Genomic DNA, 18,123 nt, shown 5'->3' on the forward strand with positions numbered 1-18,123 from the left:
TAATTTTTATATGTTTGTAAAGATTGAGGCATATCCAATAGAAGCGTTTAAAGCCTATAATTTGAATCAAGCAATCTTACCCTGAGCCCGATATGTAAGCGCTTAAATACTTGCTTCAGCGCCCAGGAGGGATGTGTCATACACTATCTAGGAGGGTTAATATGTCAAAAAAAATCGGATTGCTATTACTCACGTTATGTATGCTTGGCTCATTGCTAGCGGCTTGTTCCTCTAATAATAATGAACCGAAGCCTTCAGCAAGCACTGGCAGCACAAACACAGGCAGTGATAGCGACGCAGGTAATGGTGTAAAGGATTACGGTAAAGTGTATGTGTATGCAAACTATGGCCATCTTGGTAATGTTGTTGATCTAAGCAAGAAAGAAGCTCTTGAAGAAGTACGCCAATATATTAAAGAGAAATCTGGCGTTGAGGTTATTGAAATTGTCCCGCCTAAGGGATCGGAAGCAGATCGTCTGAACTTGCTTCTTGCTGGTAACGAGCCGCTTGATATTTTCACAGGTTCTATGGATCTTCATCAAGCCAATGGCGCGGCATACCCTCTTAATGAATTGCTGGAGAAATACGGGTCGAACGTTACTGGCGTATGGCCTGACAGCTGGTCTGAAGCTTCGTGGGAAGCACTGCAGAAAGACGGAGAGCAATGGGCGACGCCTGTATCTCCGCCAATGGCAGGGAATGCAATAACGATTCGTAAGGACTGGCTCGAAGAAGTAGGCCTTGGTGTACCGACGAATCTCGAAGAGTTGGAAGCAGTCATGAAAGCATTCAAGGAGAAGGATCCGGTAGGCAACGGGGAGACAATCCCGATGATTACCTCCTTCAATGAAATGAATGCGGTGCTGTCTGGGCTATTCATGGAGAATGGTTATGGAAACTGGATAGATGAAGAAGGTAATGTGAGACCTACTGTCCAGCACCCAGGTTACCTGGAGTTCCTCACTGTTATGGCTGATTGGTATAAGAAGGGCTATATTTATCGTGAATCCTTTGCAACGGATGCGACGAAGGTGATCGAGCTTGTACGGTCCAATCGTGTAGGCGTGGCTGCTACATGGCACTCTCGTACTTTGGCAAATACAACGATGATTAGGGAAATTGATCCCGATGCAGAATATGTTACCGCTGATATTCAAGGACCTAAGGGTTATGGGCGGTTAGTCGGAACAGTGGGCAAAAGCGGTACAATGATTAGTAAAAATTCCCAAAACCCGGAAGGCGCTATGCGTTATTTGGATTGGCTGTTATCCGATGTTGAAAACTACTTGACTGCATTCTGGGGAATTCCAGGAAAGCATTGGGAGTGGACAGACAAAGAAAAAGGTGTTTATCGCAGAATCAATCAGGATTATCAAGGCGAATTTATGACAGGCTTCTCTTTTGCAATGACGGTACAATTCCGCGAAGAGGATCCGAAAAGTAATGACCAATGGGTTAGACCTTTCTTTGCACAGTACTTGACTGAAACTGAAAAGGTAAAATATGAAGGAACCTTCGATGTTAGCTATTTGTTTGACAAAGCGAAAATTGGTGAACAAGTACCTACGTTGAGTGATATCGAAAGAATGATTGAACAAGAGGTTACGAAATTTGTTATGGGCGCAAGACCGCTGAGCGAATATCCTAATTTCTTGAGCCAGCTTGAAAATGCCGGAATTAACAAATGGATTGAAGTGTATACGAAAGAATATAACGCGTTGAAGAACCAATAGAACAAACATTAATTAACCGCAATGTCGCCTCTTTCCACATGCATACAGAGGCGGCATTGTAGTTAGTAAGAACATATGCAAGAGAAGCTTAATGGAAGTGAGTTGATTCGCATTTGAATAGCTCTATTTGGGGTCGCATCAAAAGACATAAGCTGTACTTTTTATTGATACTCCCAGGAATGCTTTATTTTATCATTTTTCAGTATGGACCGATGTATGGCATTATAATTGCATTTAAAGATATATCTCCGTTTGATGGCTTGAGTGGTATTTTTTCTGCCGAATGGGTAGGATTGAAGCATTTTGAAGCATTTATCAATTCATATTACTTCTGGAATATTATAGGAAACACATTGACGATTAGCGCATATAAGCTGCTATTTGGTTTTCCGGCACCGATTATTTTAGCATTGTTAATAAATGAAATTAAAAACAAATACTTTAAAAATACAATACAGACGATTTCCTATTTGCCTCATTTTATTTCTATGGTTGTATTGGCAGGGCTGGTGACCGTCTTGCTGACGACGGATGGGGGCTTTATCAATGGTTTGATGCAACGACTAGGCATGGAACCGATTATGTTCCTAGGAGATACAAAATTTTTCCGCACCGTACTGGTGGCATCTGGTATATGGAAAGAGGTGGGCTGGAGCAGTATCATATACATCGCTGCAATTGCTGGCGTAGACCCACAGCTTTACGAGGCCGCGAAAGTAGACGGCGCAGGACGTTTTAGGCAGATGTGGAACATTACGCTTCCTAGTATCAGCTTTATTGTTGTTATTTTATTTATCTTACAGATAGGTCATATTTTAGATGCTGGCTTTGAACAAATTTTCCTGCTTTATTCTCCGCCAGTTTATGAAGTGGCCGATATTATTGATACTTATGTATATCGTAAAGGATTGCTTGATCTCCAATACTCATTCGCTGCGGCAGTTGGGGTATTTAAAGCAGTTATTGCTCTGATTTTAGTCATTGGGGCTAACAGACTAGCTAAAAAGCTAGGACATGAAGGAATATGGTAGGTGATGTAGGTTGAAGGAATCGGCAGGAGGAAGAATTTTTAATTACTTTAACTACAGCTTGATGGTTTTCTTTGCTCTGTTGTTTATCATTCCCTTTTTTGTTATTTTATCTACCTCGTTAGTCGGTGAACAAGAGTTGATTAGACGGGGCAGCTTTATTCTCATTCCAGAGAAGCTAGATTTTACGGCCTATGAAACACTATTGAGTCAAGGATCTACCTTATATAAAGCTTATGGAATTACGATTATGCGAGTCATAATCGGTACAGCTCTTAACCTTCTATTTACTGCAATGCTGGCATTTGGCGTTTCTCGAAGGACACTTCCGGGCCGCAGTGTTTTCATTACGCTCATATTTATTACGATGTTATTCAGCGGTGGACTTGTGCCAACGTATTTATTAATGAAATTCCTTCATTTAACGAATACGTTCTGGGCCATGATCATTCCATCATTGATTAGTGCGTGGTACTTTCTCATCATGAAGAGCTTCTTTCAGGAAATCCCTGAAAGCTTGGAGGAGTCCGCAACGATTGACGGTGCTTCTCCATTCAGAGTGCTCGTCAGTATCATTGTGCCGCTCAGTATGCCTATGCTTGTGACCATCGGACTTTTCTACGGCGTTAATCACTGGAACGCTTGGTTCGATGCAACCATCTATATTACAAATTCAGATTTGATGCCGGTTCAAGTTCTGCTGAGAAGAATTGTACTAACGATGACAAATCAGGATCTAGACACCTCCCTCTTGGTCAACATGGAGGAAAGAGCGACTCCGCAAGCATTGAGAGGTGCCATTATTATGATTACGACACTTCCGATTATTTGCGTATATCCGTTTTTGCAGAAGCATTTCATTAAAGGGGTAATGGTTGGTTCTGTTAAAGGTTAATAAGGGTTAGGACCATTAGCGAATGCTGTTCCAAACTAAGGAAGAGGGGTATTGATATGTTGGTCGATATGAAGAAGAAAGGTTATCCTGTACTGGATTATAGACCAGGCGTGAACAATCCGCGGAATAGCGAGGGCGCTTTTCTTGATTTAAAAGACGGGCGAATCATGTTCGTGTACAGCCGCTTTATCGGAGAATCCCATAGTGACGATGCCAAGGCCTGTATCATCGCAGTATTTTCTACTGATGGCGGTGAAACCTGGCAGGATGAAAGGGTGATCGATCATCCCGATCGTCATGGGGCTTTAAATATTATGAGTGTCTCCTTGCTGCGCATGCAAAACGGAGATATCGGCTTGTTTTACGTTATTAGGCGTGGATGGCATGACGCTAGACTGCATTTGTTCCGTTCTAGCGATGAGGGGCTTACCTGGAGCGAACCTGTGTGCTGCGTGCCTGGGCTTGGATATTACGTTGTGAACAACGATCGAGTCGTTCGATTGTCATCTGGTCGGCTACTTGTGCCTGCCGCACTTCATAAAATGCGTACAACGGATACAATCAAGTGGGGTTCCTTTGATTCTCGAGGAACGGTATATGTCATGATCTCCGACGATGATGGGGTGACATGGCGTGAAGCGACTAACAGTTGCTCGCTCACTGTCCCTCACACCCGCAGCGGTCTGCAGGAGCCTGGCATCATTGAGCTGGAGAACGGGGCGCTGTGGATGTACCATAGAACCGATCTTGGCAGACAATATGAGAGCTTCTCAGTCGATGGGGGAGAAACATGGTCTGAGGCTGTTCCTTCACAATTCACATCCCCGGTATCGCCCTTGAGTGTCAAGCGTAATCCATCAAATGGTCATTTGCTTGCGGTATGGAATCCGATTCCGAACTATCAGCTGCGAAAAATCGGAACGCATTCTTGGGGAAGAGCGCCCCTCGTAGGTGCGATCAGCCAGGATGAAGGTAAAACATGGACGAATCATTTCGCCATACAGACGGAAGAAGATAATGGCGGTTATTGTTATACGGCCATACACTTCACCTCTGATGCTGTACTCCTTGCTTATTGCGCCGGAGAGCCAGAGGATGGCATTTGCTTAGCTCGTTTGAAAATGACAAAAGTGTTGCTTAGTGACATATATACGGAGTAATGAAATAACGATACATTGCGTGAAGGAGATGTAACTGAGATGCCAGCACAATCGCCAACACCGATCAACTTTTCAGGAAAGTTAGGAACTTTCGTAACTCTACCGGATCAAACGGTATTATCCATTTATACGGTCGGCAAGAAGCCGAATGAATGGAAGGATATCTCTATCCCTCAGCGACTTTATGTACGCAGATCAACAGATCATGGACTCACTTGGGGTAATCCTGAGCTGGCGTTTGAATTTGCAGCAGAGCCCGGAGCGATAAAAATGATCGACTTGGATCATGCACCTCTAGTAACAACAGATGGTACCGTACATCTCTATGGATTTATTCTGAAAAATTGGGATAATGATATTCCGTATCGGGAAAGAAAGATCGACATGTACCATCTTTATTCCCGAGACAACGGTCATACTTGGGAAGGACCGGACATGATCGACTATGGCCACAGTTACACAGGCTCGTTGAATGCGATTACACAATTGTCTAGTGGCCGGATTGTAATGCCCTTTTCGTACTTGTCGAATCGAACATCTGCGTGCTTTGTCAGTGAGGTAATCCTGTCCGATGATCAGGGCTTTACGTGGCGCAATGCACATGCGGATCTTGTTATTGATAACGGTGGAGGGGCATTGGAATCGGGTTCGGTCGAGCCTGTAACGGTGGAGCTGCCGGATGGCCGCGTTTGGATGATTATTCGTACGCAGACCGGTCGACTCTATGAATCGTATTCCACAGATCTGGGTGAAACGTGGTCCGTTCCCGAGCCGACGCGGTTTTTTGCTTCTAACGCTCCGGCAGGCATTATCCGTCTGAAGGATGATCGGTTGCTGATGTGCTGGAATCACAGCAAGTGTGAGCCGATTAGTCATGGTGTCAGCTACTCTCGTCAATCACTCGTAGCGGCGATCCGCGATCATGATGGCGAATGGAGCGGTTATCGGGAAATTGTTCATTTGAGTCAGGAAGAGCATGAGAATCATAGCGTATGTTATCCTTGGCTGTCTGAGCTAGGGGATGGAAATGTGCTGGTAGGTTACTTGTCCGTTCATTTGCGTGATTGGATGGGAACCGTAGATTTCAAGCTTGTGAAGATCGACCCGGAGTGGGTTGGCGAGAGGGAGCAGCTTGAGAACTGGGAAGATGACCTCAAGGGCTCTTCTGTAACAAACGATGGTGTCATAGTTGAGCAGACTGACCATGATAAGATGGTTAGGCTGAAGAAAGAGGCAGCGGAGACGAGCGTTGGCTTGACACGCAATTTCCCGTATTCCGAGCAAGGTGCCGTGACTTTCATGCTTTTACTGGAGGAGCAGTTTGGCGGTTGTTATCTCTCTGTATCCGAATCGTTCCTGAAGCCAAGTGACCGGCAGGGAGGACATTTCCGACTTCAGATTACTTCTGACGGCAGTATACATGTCCAATACATGAATGAAGGACCTTATTACCCACTGAAAACAACTAAGAAGCTCGAAAGCAATCAATGGGCAGAAATGACAATAAAGTGGGATTGCCGCCAAGAGCATGCCAATGTACTCCTAAATGGAGAGAGTGTCGGCGTTCTTCCTCAGTTAGAGCAAGGCCGCGGTATTTCCTATGCACGTTTGCATATGGCCGAAGCAGGCGGGGGATTGCAAATAAAGTCTATTAAAAGCAGTGCGGTTCTGCATGAAGGATAGAACCTATGTTGCACTAGGCGACTCTATTACTGCCTATCGAAATAATGTCAAGGTTTATATGGAATGGCTGTTGGAGGAGCGGGAGACGCTTGGCTTCCGCAGAATGATCAACAACGGCATAGGCGGTTGGAACACGCTTCACCTGCTGGATAAGCTGGAAGAAAGATGCCTACAGCACCAGCCGCAATTTATTTCGATTATGCTGGGAACGAATGACCATGCCATCTATAAGGGGAAGGAAGAGCCAGCTGTTTCATTAGACCAGTTCAAATTCAACTTGTGTGAAATCGTTCGTCAAATTAGAGTCTCTGCTCACGAAAGAGGAAATGCGGCACCCTATATATTGCTGATGAGTCCTCCATTTATTGTAACGGAGACGAACTCTGCGGGTACACAGGCAAGTCAGACTAGACTGCTGAACTATGTGAGAGCCGTTCATGAGATGAGTGTCGAGCTAGATACAGGTTACTTGGATGTGAATGCCATTACTGCAGAGGCTACTCTGCACGATGGACAGCTGTATCGTGATAACTATACAGATCAAAATGACGGAGTGCATTTGAATTCAGCAGGTCAGAAATGGCTAGTGCCCTTTATTAGACAAATTTGCATCGAGCAGCGGGCTTAGAAGTCAAATCATTCTGTCAACTATACCGTCGTTCGCGACGCATGGAAGGCGATTAGCCGTCGTCTCCCTTGCGAAGCCATCCGAGCGACGGTATTTTTGTGAATGAATTCTAGGTGCAAATATGGTTGTTAATCAAGTTGAAGGAGCGATTCGATATGCTGATAACGATGGAGAAGCTCGCCAATGGCGAACATGCTTTAATAGTGTGCATTGGCGATTCTATTACGGAACAGAATTATCACCTGCATAGCAAGCTGAACTATGTTGGACAACTAACCGAGAGATTGATGGAGCAGTATGGTCGGCGTTCGATGGTTGTAAATGCGGGGAAGAGTGGACATACAACAGTGGAGCTTATAGAGCGGCTGGAGCGGGATGCACTGCGGTTTAAACCGAATCTTGTGATGGTCATGATCGGAATGAATGATTCAGCAAGAGTAACCATTGATGATTTTAGACAAAATCTACAAACCATTATTCATCACATCGCATCGTCAGGAAGCGAAGTGTTGCTGCTTACACAGAATATGCTGGATTACAATGTAGTTGAAGGTGCAGTGACATTGAGGAAAGATTATCCGGCATACACGGCTGTTATTCGTGAGGTGGCTGCGGATACTGGAACACCCCTTTGTGATTTATGTGCAGAATGGGCAGCTCACGTCAATGGAAATACGAACACTCATCTGATGCTAATGAATGATAGCATTCATCCTAACGAACATGGACATAAGTTAATGGCCTCTGCATTATACAAATATCTGGGCATTGCTGCTGAATAGGATGGATTTAATCTTGCATGATAACGCTCTCGTGTGAACAATCGGGTATTCCTTGCTACGATACGGCATATGAATATGGTGTGCCGAGATTAAACTCGATCATTTGGTTAAAGGAAAAACTTCACCCATTATTGCTTCGAAGCTAAACATCCATACTCACAGGAAGAGGTTGACTTAAAGTGGAGGACCTTTGAATTTGTCAGAGGTCTTTTTTTGTTGCTTAGAGAGAACAGCAACGATAGCTTCATTGTTTGTGGCTGAACCTTAATGAAAAAATCATCGAAATCCGTATACTACAACAAATAATCGGATTCCTAGCCAAAGACATTCCATTTTCATGAGACTACAATTAAGAGGAATTTAACTAAGGGAGTGTAATCATGCAAAATAAACGAGTCGTTTTTACTGGTCCGTGGCAGGTTGAATTGATTGAAGAGGAATACACTCATCAGCCGTTATCATCTGAAGAAGTTCTGGTTAAAAAGATATACACTTTAATTAGCCCTGGAACAGAGTTAGCTTGTTTATCCGGCAATGAATTCTGGTTTTCTATGCCCCAAACGCCAGGCTACGCTGCAGTCAGTGAAATTGTCGAAGTAGGCAATGGGCAGCATTCGTTTGAAAAAGGGGATATTGTATTTCACTACGGCGACCACTCCAAGTATCAAGTTGTTTCGACTCGGGGCATTTTCCTGAAAGTTCCTGAAAATCTTGATCTTAAATGGGTTCCCTTTACCCGTATGGCAACAATAGCAGCGACTTCCATTCGTGTATCCGACATCGAATTGGGCGATTTTGTAAGTGTCACGGGACTGGGGCTGGTTGGTAATATGGCGGCACAATTGGCCCAACTGCAAGGGGCACATGTAATTGCGATCGATTTGTCACCTGAGCGAAAGAAAAATGCTGAGCGCTGTGGGATTACGGATACGCATAACGGTGATAAGAATAGCTTAAAGCAATATGTAATGAAAAAAACTGGAGGAGTTGGTGTCTCCACGCATATCGAAGCTACCGGTGTTCCTCAAGTTGGAGTGAATAGTCTTGAATTGATCTCTAAACTTGGAGAAATTATTTTTCTTGGGAGCCCGCGAGGGGAATATAACACCAATGTCACGGATATTTTAAACTACTGCCATCTTTTTGATAACGGCTGCATTACGTTTAAAGGTGCTCATGAATGGCGTTATCCGGTTGAAGCCAATACACATCTGAAACATTCTTTGGCTCGCAACTCAAAAATTATCTTTGAACTCATGATTCAAAATAAGCTGCATGTGGAACCGCTTATCAGTCACGTGATGGCTCCGGAACAAGCAGCCGAAGCGTATGAAGGTTTGAGGAATAACAAGGAACAGTTCTTTGGGATTTTATTTGACTGGTCTATGGAAGGACAAAAGCATGATTAGAGGATTAACTAGGGCTGGAGTAGGGGATATCGGTAATGATAAAGACTTTATTGAGAAGGCATCACAATATGGATTTCAGGCAGTGGATATCGACCCTTTACGTTTAATCAAGCAGTACGGTATAGAAGGGTCACGAGAATTATTGCTTAAGTATCACATGCAGATTGGCTGTTTTGGTATTCCAGTTGATTGGCAATCGGATGAGGCAACGTTTCGGCAAGGTCTTCAGAGACTCATTGAATGCGCAGCGGCAGCAGCGGACCTGGGGGTTAATAAATGCGGTGCTTATATTCTGCCCTCGAACGATCAACGAGCGCTGCCCTTTTTAATAAAGGCAACCAAAAGATTACGCCTTTGCGCGGAAATTCTAGGCGAATATAATATCCAGTTGGCTCTGGAGTTTGTGGGAAGTCATCACCTCAGAACACAGTGGAAGTATCCATTTATATGGCGCTTGGATGATACGTTAGAATGGATCGATATGATCGGCTCCAGTAATGTTGGTCTTTTGTTTGATAGTTATCATTGGCACACCAACGGGTTGAATGTAAGCGATATCATAAAATTACGTCGTGATCAAATTGTACATGTTCATATTAACGATGCTTATGATCTACCAATTGAAGACTTGCTCGATCATGAACGTATTTACCCTGGAGATGGTATTATTGATCTTGTCGGATTTCTTCAGAGCTTGAAGGTAATCGGTTATGAAGGAGTAGTCTCTCAGGAAGTCATTAGCAGTAACAAAAATCAAGATGCATTAACGCTATTGAAGAAAACAAAAGACGCCTTTGATTATGTATTTGCACAAATCTAATTTCATATCAAACGATAAACATCCTGAATTTTAATATTTTTTAGGAGGAGGTATCATGTCCGAGTTTTTAGGGGAGTTTGCTGTACACGCTATTACATGGGGGCAGGATCATCTGAAAGCACTTGAAGAGGCTTCCAGTTTAGGATATCAGGCGATCGAACCGTGGCCATCCTTTGCACTTTCATATGAAAATCGTGAATCGGAATTACAAGAATTGTTAAGCTCTCACAATTTAGTTATGACAGCGCTTTATGGCGGGGCATCGGGTGAGAATGGTCGTAAGTTTTTGGATCCTTCTAAAAGGGAAGATATTATTGATTATAACGTTCGTTTAGCTCAAATCATCGCCAAATGCGGAGCAGGACATCTTGTATTTGGTCCAGGTGCGCCTCGGCAGAGAGCGACTACACTGGAAGAACTAAAGGAAGCTGCCCTTACAATTAATGAAGCGGCAAAGAGAACGTATGAATGGGGTGTTAAGGCTTGTCTGCATCCTCATTTATGGACCGAGCTGCAAGATGAGAACGAGCTGGATATATTAATGGAGTTGTGCGACCCGAATGTCGTTTTCTTAGCTCTCGATACAGCTCATTTCACCGGAGCGGGCATGGATGTGCCTACGCTTATTCACAGGTATAAAGAACGGCTTGCCTATATGCATTTGAAGGATCTAACTCCTTCCGGTGCGACAAAAGAAGATTTCCCGATGCTACTTGGAAATGAGTCTGTTCCTATATTTTGCGAGTTAGGATTAGGTGAAATCAGTTTTTTACCGATCATGGAAGCTTTGCGCGAAATTAAATACAATAGCTGGGTGACGGTTGAGATTGATCTATCTACAAGCACACCATATCGCAGCTTGGAAATATGTCGTGATTTTGTTGAACAGCAGCTTCAAATTCCTATTAGAAAGCAGGGAGGTAGATGAATAAAGTACGGATCGGTATGATCGGTTACAAATTCATGGGTAAAGCTCACAGTCATGCCTATCGTGACCTGCCTTTTTATTTCAATCTGGACACCGAACCAGTCCTGCAGACGATAGTGGGAAGAAACGAGCTTGAAGTTAAGCTTGCCTCTGAGAAGCTTGGGTGGCATTCCTATGATACAAATTGGCGGCGATTACTGGAAAGAGACGATATTGACGTGATCGATATTGGAACCCCGAATCATACCCATGCAGAGATAGCCATTGCTGCGGCAGAAGCAGGTAAACATATATTGTGTGAGAAGCCGTTAGCTATGAATGCTGAGGAAGCCTTAAAGATGTGGAAGGCCGTGCGGAAAGCGGGGGTTGTGCATATGATCTCTCACAACTATCGTTTTGTTCCCGCTATTCAATATATTAAAAAGCTGATTACAGAAGGAGTGCTCGGTGAAATTTATCATTTCCGAGCCCAATATCTTCAAGATTGGATTATGGATCCTCAATTTCCATTGGTTTGGAGATTACGCAAGGAGATTAGCGGTTCAGGAACACTCGGCGATCTAATGTCACACTCCATAGATCTTGCTAGGTTTCTGGTTGGGGAGTTTAAAGAAGTAACCGGTATGATGAATACCTTTATTAAGCAAAGACCGCTTGGTGAAATGGCTGGCGGATTAAGTGCTCAGCTTAGTGGAGAGCAGCTCGGTAAGGTAGATGTGGACGATGCTGTGGCCGCATTAGTACGATTTGAAAACGGAGCATTAGGCGTTTTTGAAGCTTCACGATTTGCAAAAGGAAACCGGAATGGTAATCGTATTGAAATCAATGGTTCCAAGGGTTCCATTCGCTGGGATATGGAAAGTATGAATACCCTTCAATTATACTCAGAGGACGACCCTGCAGGCATGCAAGGCTTCCGCATGATTCATTGTACAGAAGATGTTCATCCTTATACAGCTAATTATTGGCCAGCAGGACATATCATCGGCTACGAGCATACCTTCATCAATTTGATGGCGGAATTTATGAGAGGTATTTCAACTAACACTAGTCCATCGCCAAATTTTGAGGATGGATACCGTAATCAGTTGATTTTGGATGCCATTGACAAATCATCGGCCTCAGGGGAATGGATTAAGATTCATAATTAACTCAAATTCAAGGAGGGCTGGAAGATGGAAGCTTGGATGAATGATATTAGCCCATTTGTGAGACAGGTAAAAATCCTGAAATCTTCCTCCTTGTCCGGCGAGTGGATTGATTACGATTATGTATTTACTTATGTTGAACAAGGCGAGGCGGATTTATGGCTGGATGGGGTAGAATATCACGTAAGTGAAGGGGATGTGTTCTTGATGTCTCCATTCATTCCCCATATTATTCGCACTACAACAACGGTTCCATTAATTCAATACATTTTCCATTTTGATCTTTATTATGATGAAGAGCGAAGCAAGAGAAAAGAGATTGGCTATAACAAACATGAGCATAAGAAATGGGATTTTGAAAAGAATGCCTTCAACCCCATTCATCCTATCTCTAGTGTGAATCGTGCAGATCGTATCCAGTTGAAGAATAGATTTCTAATGATGCATAGGGCTTTTCTGGATAATCATGATGGAAATGCCTTATTACTAAAGGCAATTTGTATGGAGTATTTGTTTCTGTTTATAAAAAACCAGCCTAATATTAAATCCGATAAAAGTAAGATGTCCAAGGGTTGGGTATCTATCGAAAAGGCCGTCAATTGCATCCATGAACAGTATTGGAATTCACAACTGAACAATGAATTAATTAGTAAGCATGTTAATCTCTCAACCAATCATCTTTCCTATCTGTTTAAAGATCAGTTGAATGTTTCTATTCGACAATATATAACGCATGTAAGGATCGAAATTGCCAAAAAAAAAATTATTGAAGGTAAGGAAACGATGACAACGATTGCCGAACAAACGGGATTTTCCAGTATCCATATGTTTAGCCGATCGTTTAAAAACACAGTTGGCATAACGCCAAGTCAGTTTCAAGCTACACAATCTCGTTCCCGCGGGAACGGTCAATGAGGAGAAGATAAGAAGATGAGTAAATTTAAATTTTCAGTCGGGCCATGGAATGTTCATGAGGGAGCTGACGCTTTTGGACCAGATATTCGGGCTTCTATTCCATTTGATTACAAGTTGAAAAAGTTTAAAGAAATTGGATTTTCTGGCATTCAGTTTCATGATGATGACGTTGTTACGGACATGAACGATTTAACGGAAGAGCAAATTAAATCAAGGGCAGGGGAATTAAAGGACTACTTGGATGATCTGAAGCTTGAGGCAGAATTTGTAGCTCCAAGGCTATGGTTGGACCCAAGGACTGCTGACGGAGGATTCACGTCCAATTCGGCTAGTGACAGGGAGTTCGCCCTATGGCGTGCGTATCGCTCCATCGATATCGCTAAGCAGCTTGGGACAGACCGCATTGTTCTATGGTTAGCTCGGGAAGGAACGCTATGTGCTGAGAGCAAGGATCCCGTAGAGAGTATTGATAAATTAAGACAAGCAATTGATGCCATGCTGGCATATGACCCTAGTATTAAAATTTTAATAGAGCCTAAGCCCAACGAACCGATAGATCGTAGCTTTATCCCGACTGTAGGTCATGTGCTGGGCTTTGCCAACAGCACATCTGATCCATCGAGGGTTGGAGCCTTGCTGGAATCGGCACACGCAGTGCTTGCAGGTCTCGATCCGGCATTCGAGATGGGGTATTGCCTTGTCCATCAGAAACTATGGGGAGTCCATTTGAATGATCAAAATAGTATTCGTTATGATCAGGACAAATCATTCGGTGTAGAAAATATTCGCTCAGCCTTCAATCAAATTAAGGTGCTGACAGACCATCAATACGGTTCTAATGGAGAATTCGTTGGGCTTGATGTAAAGGCGATGAGAACACAGTCGCTGGAAAAGTCATTTCAACATTTGGAGAATAGTTTGAAGATTGTTAAACTGCTTGAGGAAAAAGTGGCAAGATTAGATACGTCACGGGTCAACAAATACCGTGAAATGAGGAATTATGAAGCCCTGGAAATGTATATTATGGAACTGTTGTTGGGCGAATAATAATTGAGCTTAAAGCAGGAAACAGTGCGGTGTAGCATTACATTCTAGCGTTGCATAGGACGTATATAAACACTAGTCTGAAAATTGCAAAAATTAATACAGATATTATTTATGCTGCGCTAGAAGTTTAACAATACGAGGAGGGTATACAATGAAAAATTGGAAAAGTACAATGGTTTTCGGTTTACTGGTATTCATACTGATTTTTGTAAGTGCTTGCAATTCAAGTGACCCAACTAACTCCAACAGTCCAAGCCATTCAAGTAAAGGAGTGGACGGGTCAGCTTCAACATCACCTGCCGATACGAACAAAAAGCTGGTGGAGTTAACGACCGTTAGAGGTAATCCGTCGGATGTTAAATGGGATCCAGGTGAATCCATGGATAAAAACGCTGTATATGATGCTTATGAAAAAGATTTGGGCATTCGAATCAAAAATTTATGGGTAGCCGATTCCAAGCAAATGGAGCAAAAGCTCAATTTAATGATTGCATCAGGCGATATTCCGGATTTCTTCCAAGTGAATCAAATGCAATTACAACAATTAATTGAAGCGGACATGATTATGGACATTACCAGTGTATTCGAACAATATGCAAGCGCTGACACAAAAGAATGGTATTCAAAAGATGGAGGAAACCAAATACAATCTGCTAAAGCAGAGGGGAAATTAATGGCCATACCTCTATCCGATAGTCCATATAACTCGTCAGCTTACATTTGGATACGTAAGGATTGGCTAGAAAAACTGAATCTGTCTGCTCCAAAAACGATGCAGGATGTGTTGAATATATCTGAACAATTCACAAAACAAGATCCTGGCGGCACAGGAAAATCATATGGAATTACCCTGCAAAAGGATCTCTTTGGCGCATACGGATTAACCGGCTTTTTCAATGGATACCATGCCTACCCTGGGTCTTGGAAAAAGGATGCTGAAGGAAAGCTTGTATACGGCAGTATACAGCCTGAAATGAAAACTGCATTACAACAGCTGCAAATCATGTACAAAACAGGGCAAATCGATCCTGAATTCGGTACTAAAGATCATGATAAAGTAAACGAACTTGTTGCAGGCAATAAAATTGGAATGGCGTTTGGAGATTTCTGGCTAAGTGCATGGCCTTTGGAGAGTGCCGCCATTAAAGATGGAAAAATGGTTCAAGATTGGGAAGTGTACCCTCTGGCTTCAATTGACAGTATGCCCGCAAAAACACAAGTTGGACTTGGTGTAAACGGTTATGTAGTTATCTCTAAAGATTGCAAAAACCCCGAAGCAGTCTTTCAGTTGTTAAATCAATGGATTAAATTACAGTCAAGTCAAGAGAAAGAAGATAAAGTTTACTTTTTCGGAAAGGACTTAAAAGATAAAGGTAATCTATACTTTAAAATCAACCCAATTATAATGTTTCCACAAGATGGAAATGTTCAAGCCGGTGAAATTCTGCCTAAAGCGATCGAAGCTAACGATCCTGGTCTTTTAAATAACAATCAAGACATGCTGGGTCGTTATGATGCTATACAAAAGTATAAACAAGGCGATATGACAGGCTGGGTTAATTGGTTAATAGCTAAGCCAGGTGGTTCTCTTGCTATTATGAATCAGTATCTGAAAGAAGATCGTTATCAAATGAACCAATATTTCGGACCGCCAACGGTAACGATGCAAGAGAAAAAAACTATTCTTGACACAAAAGAAAAAGAAATATTCACGAAAATTATTATGAATCAAGTTTCAATTGACGAATTCGACAAATTTGTCGCTGACTGGAAAAGTCTTGGTGGAGACAAAATTACAAAAGAAGTAAATGATTGGTACGAGAAGCAGAAATAAACTAGATGCTTTTTAGGATGTTATGTTGGAGCAGGGATTCCTTCTGACATAACATCCTATCTTTATCAAGCGGAGGTGGAGCGATTGTTTGGTTTAAGAAAATTTAGAGAGTGGCCGTTGCATCTCATGCTGCTGCCGAGTGTTTTTATTCTCATTATTTATAGTTATTTTCCAATGTTCGGAATAAGTATTGCGTTTCAAAAATTCATTCCATCTAAAGGCATATTGCATTCACCGTTTATAGGGTGGAAAAATTTCCTCTTTTTCTTTGAATTACCGGATATTAATCGCATTATTTTTAATACCATCTATATTGCATCAATGAAAATGCTGATGGGTCTCATTGTACCTATTGTAGTTTCCATTTTACTTAATGAAATTCGAAAAGAATATTTTAAGCGAATATTTCAAACACTTGTATACTTGCCCCATTTTTTATCATGGGTTCTTCTTGGAGGAATTTTAATAGATATATTGTCGCCTTCGACTGGTATTTTAAATCAATTTCTAGGAATGATTGGAATTGACCCTATTTACTTTTTGGGGGATAATCGCTGGTTCCCTTTTGTCATCGTGTTCTCAGATGTATGGAAAGAATTCGGGTTTAGCACTATTGTTTATTTGGCCGCGTTAACTTCTATTAATCCATCTCTTTATGAGGCGGCTGAAATAGACGGAGCAAACCGCTGGAAACAAACATGGCATATCACCTTACCAGGAATGTTGCCTGTTATTATATTATTAACAACATTAAGTTTAGGAAATGTTTTGAACGCTGGCTTTGACCAAATATTTAATTTATACAGTCCGCAAGTGTATGAGAGCGGAGATATCATTGATACGCTTGTGTACAGACTTGGAATGGAGCAAATGCAATATGGAGTTGCAACGGCTGTCGGGTTCTTCAAGTCCGTTATCTCTTTCATTTTTATTTCGCTTTCCTATTTTCTTGCATACCGACTTGCAAACTATAGAATATTTTAAAACGGGTTTACATGTGTGATTTTAAGGAATGAGGGATGTGAATTATGGCATATAAAATGTCTCGAGGACGAAAGTTGTTTTTGATGTTTAACTATACTCTGCTAGCCTTACTTTCCATAGTATGTATACTGCCTATGATTCACTTGCTTGCGCTGTCGTTTAGTTCGGGTTCGGCAGCCGCAGCGGGAAAGGTATCTATATGGCCAGTAGAATTTACAACTGCCGCCTATGATAATATTTTTGGGAAAAAAGAATATTTCTCGGCTTTTATGGTGTCTGTTAAGAGGGTGTTTTTAGGCACTTCCATTAGTATGCTGCTTACTGTGCTTGCAGCATATCCTTTGTCCAAAGAATCCAATCAGTTTCGTTTTCGAACAGTTTATGCATGGTTTTTTGTTATTACGATTCTGTTCAACGGAGGACTTATTCCTTGGTATATGACAATTAAAGCAACAGGCTTGTTGGACTCGATATGGGCTTTAGTCCTCCCTGGAGCCGTACCTGTCTTTAATGTAATTTTATTACTGAATTTTTATCGTGGTTTGCCAAAGGAGCTGGAGGAATCAGCCAAAATGGACGGAGCTAACCATTTTGTTACCCTATTCAAAATCTATTTACCTCTTTCTCTACCGGCATTAGCAACAATCGTGTTGTTCACTATGGTAGGGCATTGGAATAGTTGGTTCGACGGTCTGGTGCTGATGAATCGTCCTGAAAATTATCCGCTACAAACCTTTCTGCAAACGATTATTATCAAAAAAGATTTTCGTTTTATATCTTCTCAGGAATTAGATATTTTAAGGCAGTTATCAGATCGGACCAGCACAGCCGCACAAATTTTTGTCGCTGCTTTTCCTATATTACTGGTATATCCTTTTCTACAAAGATTCTTTGTTAAAGGAATCGTGCTTGGGAGTGTAAAAGAATAATAGGTATGATTTAAAAAGCAAAAGAGATTTCGGTTTCTTTTGCTTTTTATGTAAAAATCAATGAAATCTGTGGAAACTTGGTTATCTTATAATGCTACATGACTTATGCAGTTCACGAGATTAACTGGTAATTGTGAGAATCTATGCTTGAATAAACCGGCCACCAGGTCATTAAGAGCTGGGGCGGCCAATAAGCCGAA

The 18,123-nt window shown here is 42.1% G+C and carries 16 protein-coding genes; all 16 read left to right on the forward strand.

The features are described from left to right. The first annotated feature begins 161 nt into the window (after positions 1–161). On the forward strand, positions 162–1,733 hold the full coding sequence (locus ACFQ2I_RS17125) for an extracellular solute-binding protein (RefSeq protein ID WP_377566321.1): 1,572 nt from the start codon (positions 162–164) through the stop codon (positions 1,731–1,733). Between the two features lie 113 nt (positions 1,734–1,846). Then, on the forward strand, positions 1,847–2,764 hold the full coding sequence (locus tag ACFQ2I_RS17130) for an ABC transporter permease (protein ID WP_377566323.1): 918 nt from the start codon (positions 1,847–1,849) through the stop codon (positions 2,762–2,764). A gap of 10 nt (positions 2,765–2,774) precedes the next feature. After that, complete coding sequence (locus ACFQ2I_RS17135; protein ID WP_377566325.1) at positions 2,775–3,656, forward strand: carbohydrate ABC transporter permease; 882 nt, start codon at positions 2,775–2,777, stop codon at positions 3,654–3,656. Positions 3,657–3,712: 56 nt separating this feature from the next. Further along, the gene (locus ACFQ2I_RS17140; protein WP_377566327.1) at positions 3,713–4,816 is read left to right on the forward strand and encodes a sialidase family protein; all 1,104 of its coding nucleotides are present in this window, start codon (positions 3,713–3,715) and stop codon (positions 4,814–4,816) included. A gap of 39 nt (positions 4,817–4,855) precedes the next feature. Continuing rightward, positions 4,856–6,499: a sialidase family protein gene (locus ACFQ2I_RS17145; protein WP_377566329.1), complete on the forward strand. Its 1,644-nt coding sequence runs from the start codon at positions 4,856–4,858 to the stop codon at positions 6,497–6,499. Then, positions 6,489–7,127: an SGNH/GDSL hydrolase family protein gene (locus tag ACFQ2I_RS17150; protein ID WP_377566331.1), complete on the forward strand. Its 639-nt coding sequence runs from the start codon at positions 6,489–6,491 to the stop codon at positions 7,125–7,127. The genes ACFQ2I_RS17145 and ACFQ2I_RS17150 overlap by 11 nt, the downstream gene beginning before the upstream one ends. Before the next feature lie 155 nt (positions 7,128–7,282). Next, positions 7,283–7,909: an SGNH/GDSL hydrolase family protein gene (locus ACFQ2I_RS17155; RefSeq protein ID WP_377566333.1), complete on the forward strand. Its 627-nt coding sequence runs from the start codon at positions 7,283–7,285 to the stop codon at positions 7,907–7,909. Between the two features lie 380 nt (positions 7,910–8,289). Beyond that, a complete protein-coding gene (locus tag ACFQ2I_RS17160; RefSeq protein ID WP_377566335.1) occupies positions 8,290–9,318 on the forward strand; it encodes a zinc-dependent alcohol dehydrogenase in 1,029 nt (342 codons plus the stop codon). Then, on the forward strand, positions 9,311–10,138 hold the full coding sequence (locus ACFQ2I_RS17165) for a sugar phosphate isomerase/epimerase family protein (protein ID WP_377566337.1): 828 nt from the start codon (positions 9,311–9,313) through the stop codon (positions 10,136–10,138). Before ACFQ2I_RS17160 ends, ACFQ2I_RS17165 begins: the two co-directional genes overlap by 8 nt. Positions 10,139–10,193: 55 nt before the next feature. After that, on the forward strand, positions 10,194–11,066 hold the full coding sequence (locus ACFQ2I_RS17170) for a sugar phosphate isomerase/epimerase family protein (protein WP_377566339.1): 873 nt from the start codon (positions 10,194–10,196) through the stop codon (positions 11,064–11,066). Then, positions 11,063–12,217: a Gfo/Idh/MocA family protein gene (locus tag ACFQ2I_RS17175; protein ID WP_377566341.1), complete on the forward strand. Its 1,155-nt coding sequence runs from the start codon at positions 11,063–11,065 to the stop codon at positions 12,215–12,217. The genes ACFQ2I_RS17170 and ACFQ2I_RS17175 overlap by 4 nt, the downstream gene beginning before the upstream one ends. Positions 12,218–12,241: 24 nt before the next feature. Then, on the forward strand, positions 12,242–13,129 hold the full coding sequence (locus tag ACFQ2I_RS17180; RefSeq protein WP_377566343.1) for a helix-turn-helix domain-containing protein: 888 nt from the start codon (positions 12,242–12,244) through the stop codon (positions 13,127–13,129). A 15-nt stretch (positions 13,130–13,144) separates the two neighbouring features. Further along, complete coding sequence (locus ACFQ2I_RS17185; RefSeq protein ID WP_377566345.1) at positions 13,145–14,176, forward strand: TIM barrel protein; 1,032 nt, start codon at positions 13,145–13,147, stop codon at positions 14,174–14,176. Positions 14,177–14,327: 151 nt separating this feature from the next. Beyond that, the gene (locus tag ACFQ2I_RS17190) at positions 14,328–16,010 is read left to right on the forward strand and encodes an extracellular solute-binding protein (RefSeq protein WP_377566347.1); all 1,683 of its coding nucleotides are present in this window, start codon (positions 14,328–14,330) and stop codon (positions 16,008–16,010) included. A 126-nt stretch (positions 16,011–16,136) separates the two neighbouring features. Then, complete coding sequence (locus ACFQ2I_RS17195) at positions 16,137–16,994, forward strand: ABC transporter permease (RefSeq protein ID WP_377566355.1); 858 nt, start codon at positions 16,137–16,139, stop codon at positions 16,992–16,994. Positions 16,995–17,038: 44 nt separating this feature from the next. Beyond that, positions 17,039–17,923 carry a carbohydrate ABC transporter permease gene (locus tag ACFQ2I_RS17200; protein WP_377566349.1) on the forward strand — a complete coding sequence of 295 codons (885 nt, stop codon included), beginning with the start codon at positions 17,039–17,041 and terminating at the stop codon, positions 17,921–17,923. The last annotated feature ends 200 nt before the right edge of the window (positions 17,924–18,123 follow it).

The sequence above is a fragment of the Paenibacillus chungangensis genome (assembly GCF_042675905.1).
GTDB lineage: Bacteria > Bacillota > Bacilli > Paenibacillales > Paenibacillaceae > Pristimantibacillus > Pristimantibacillus chungangensis.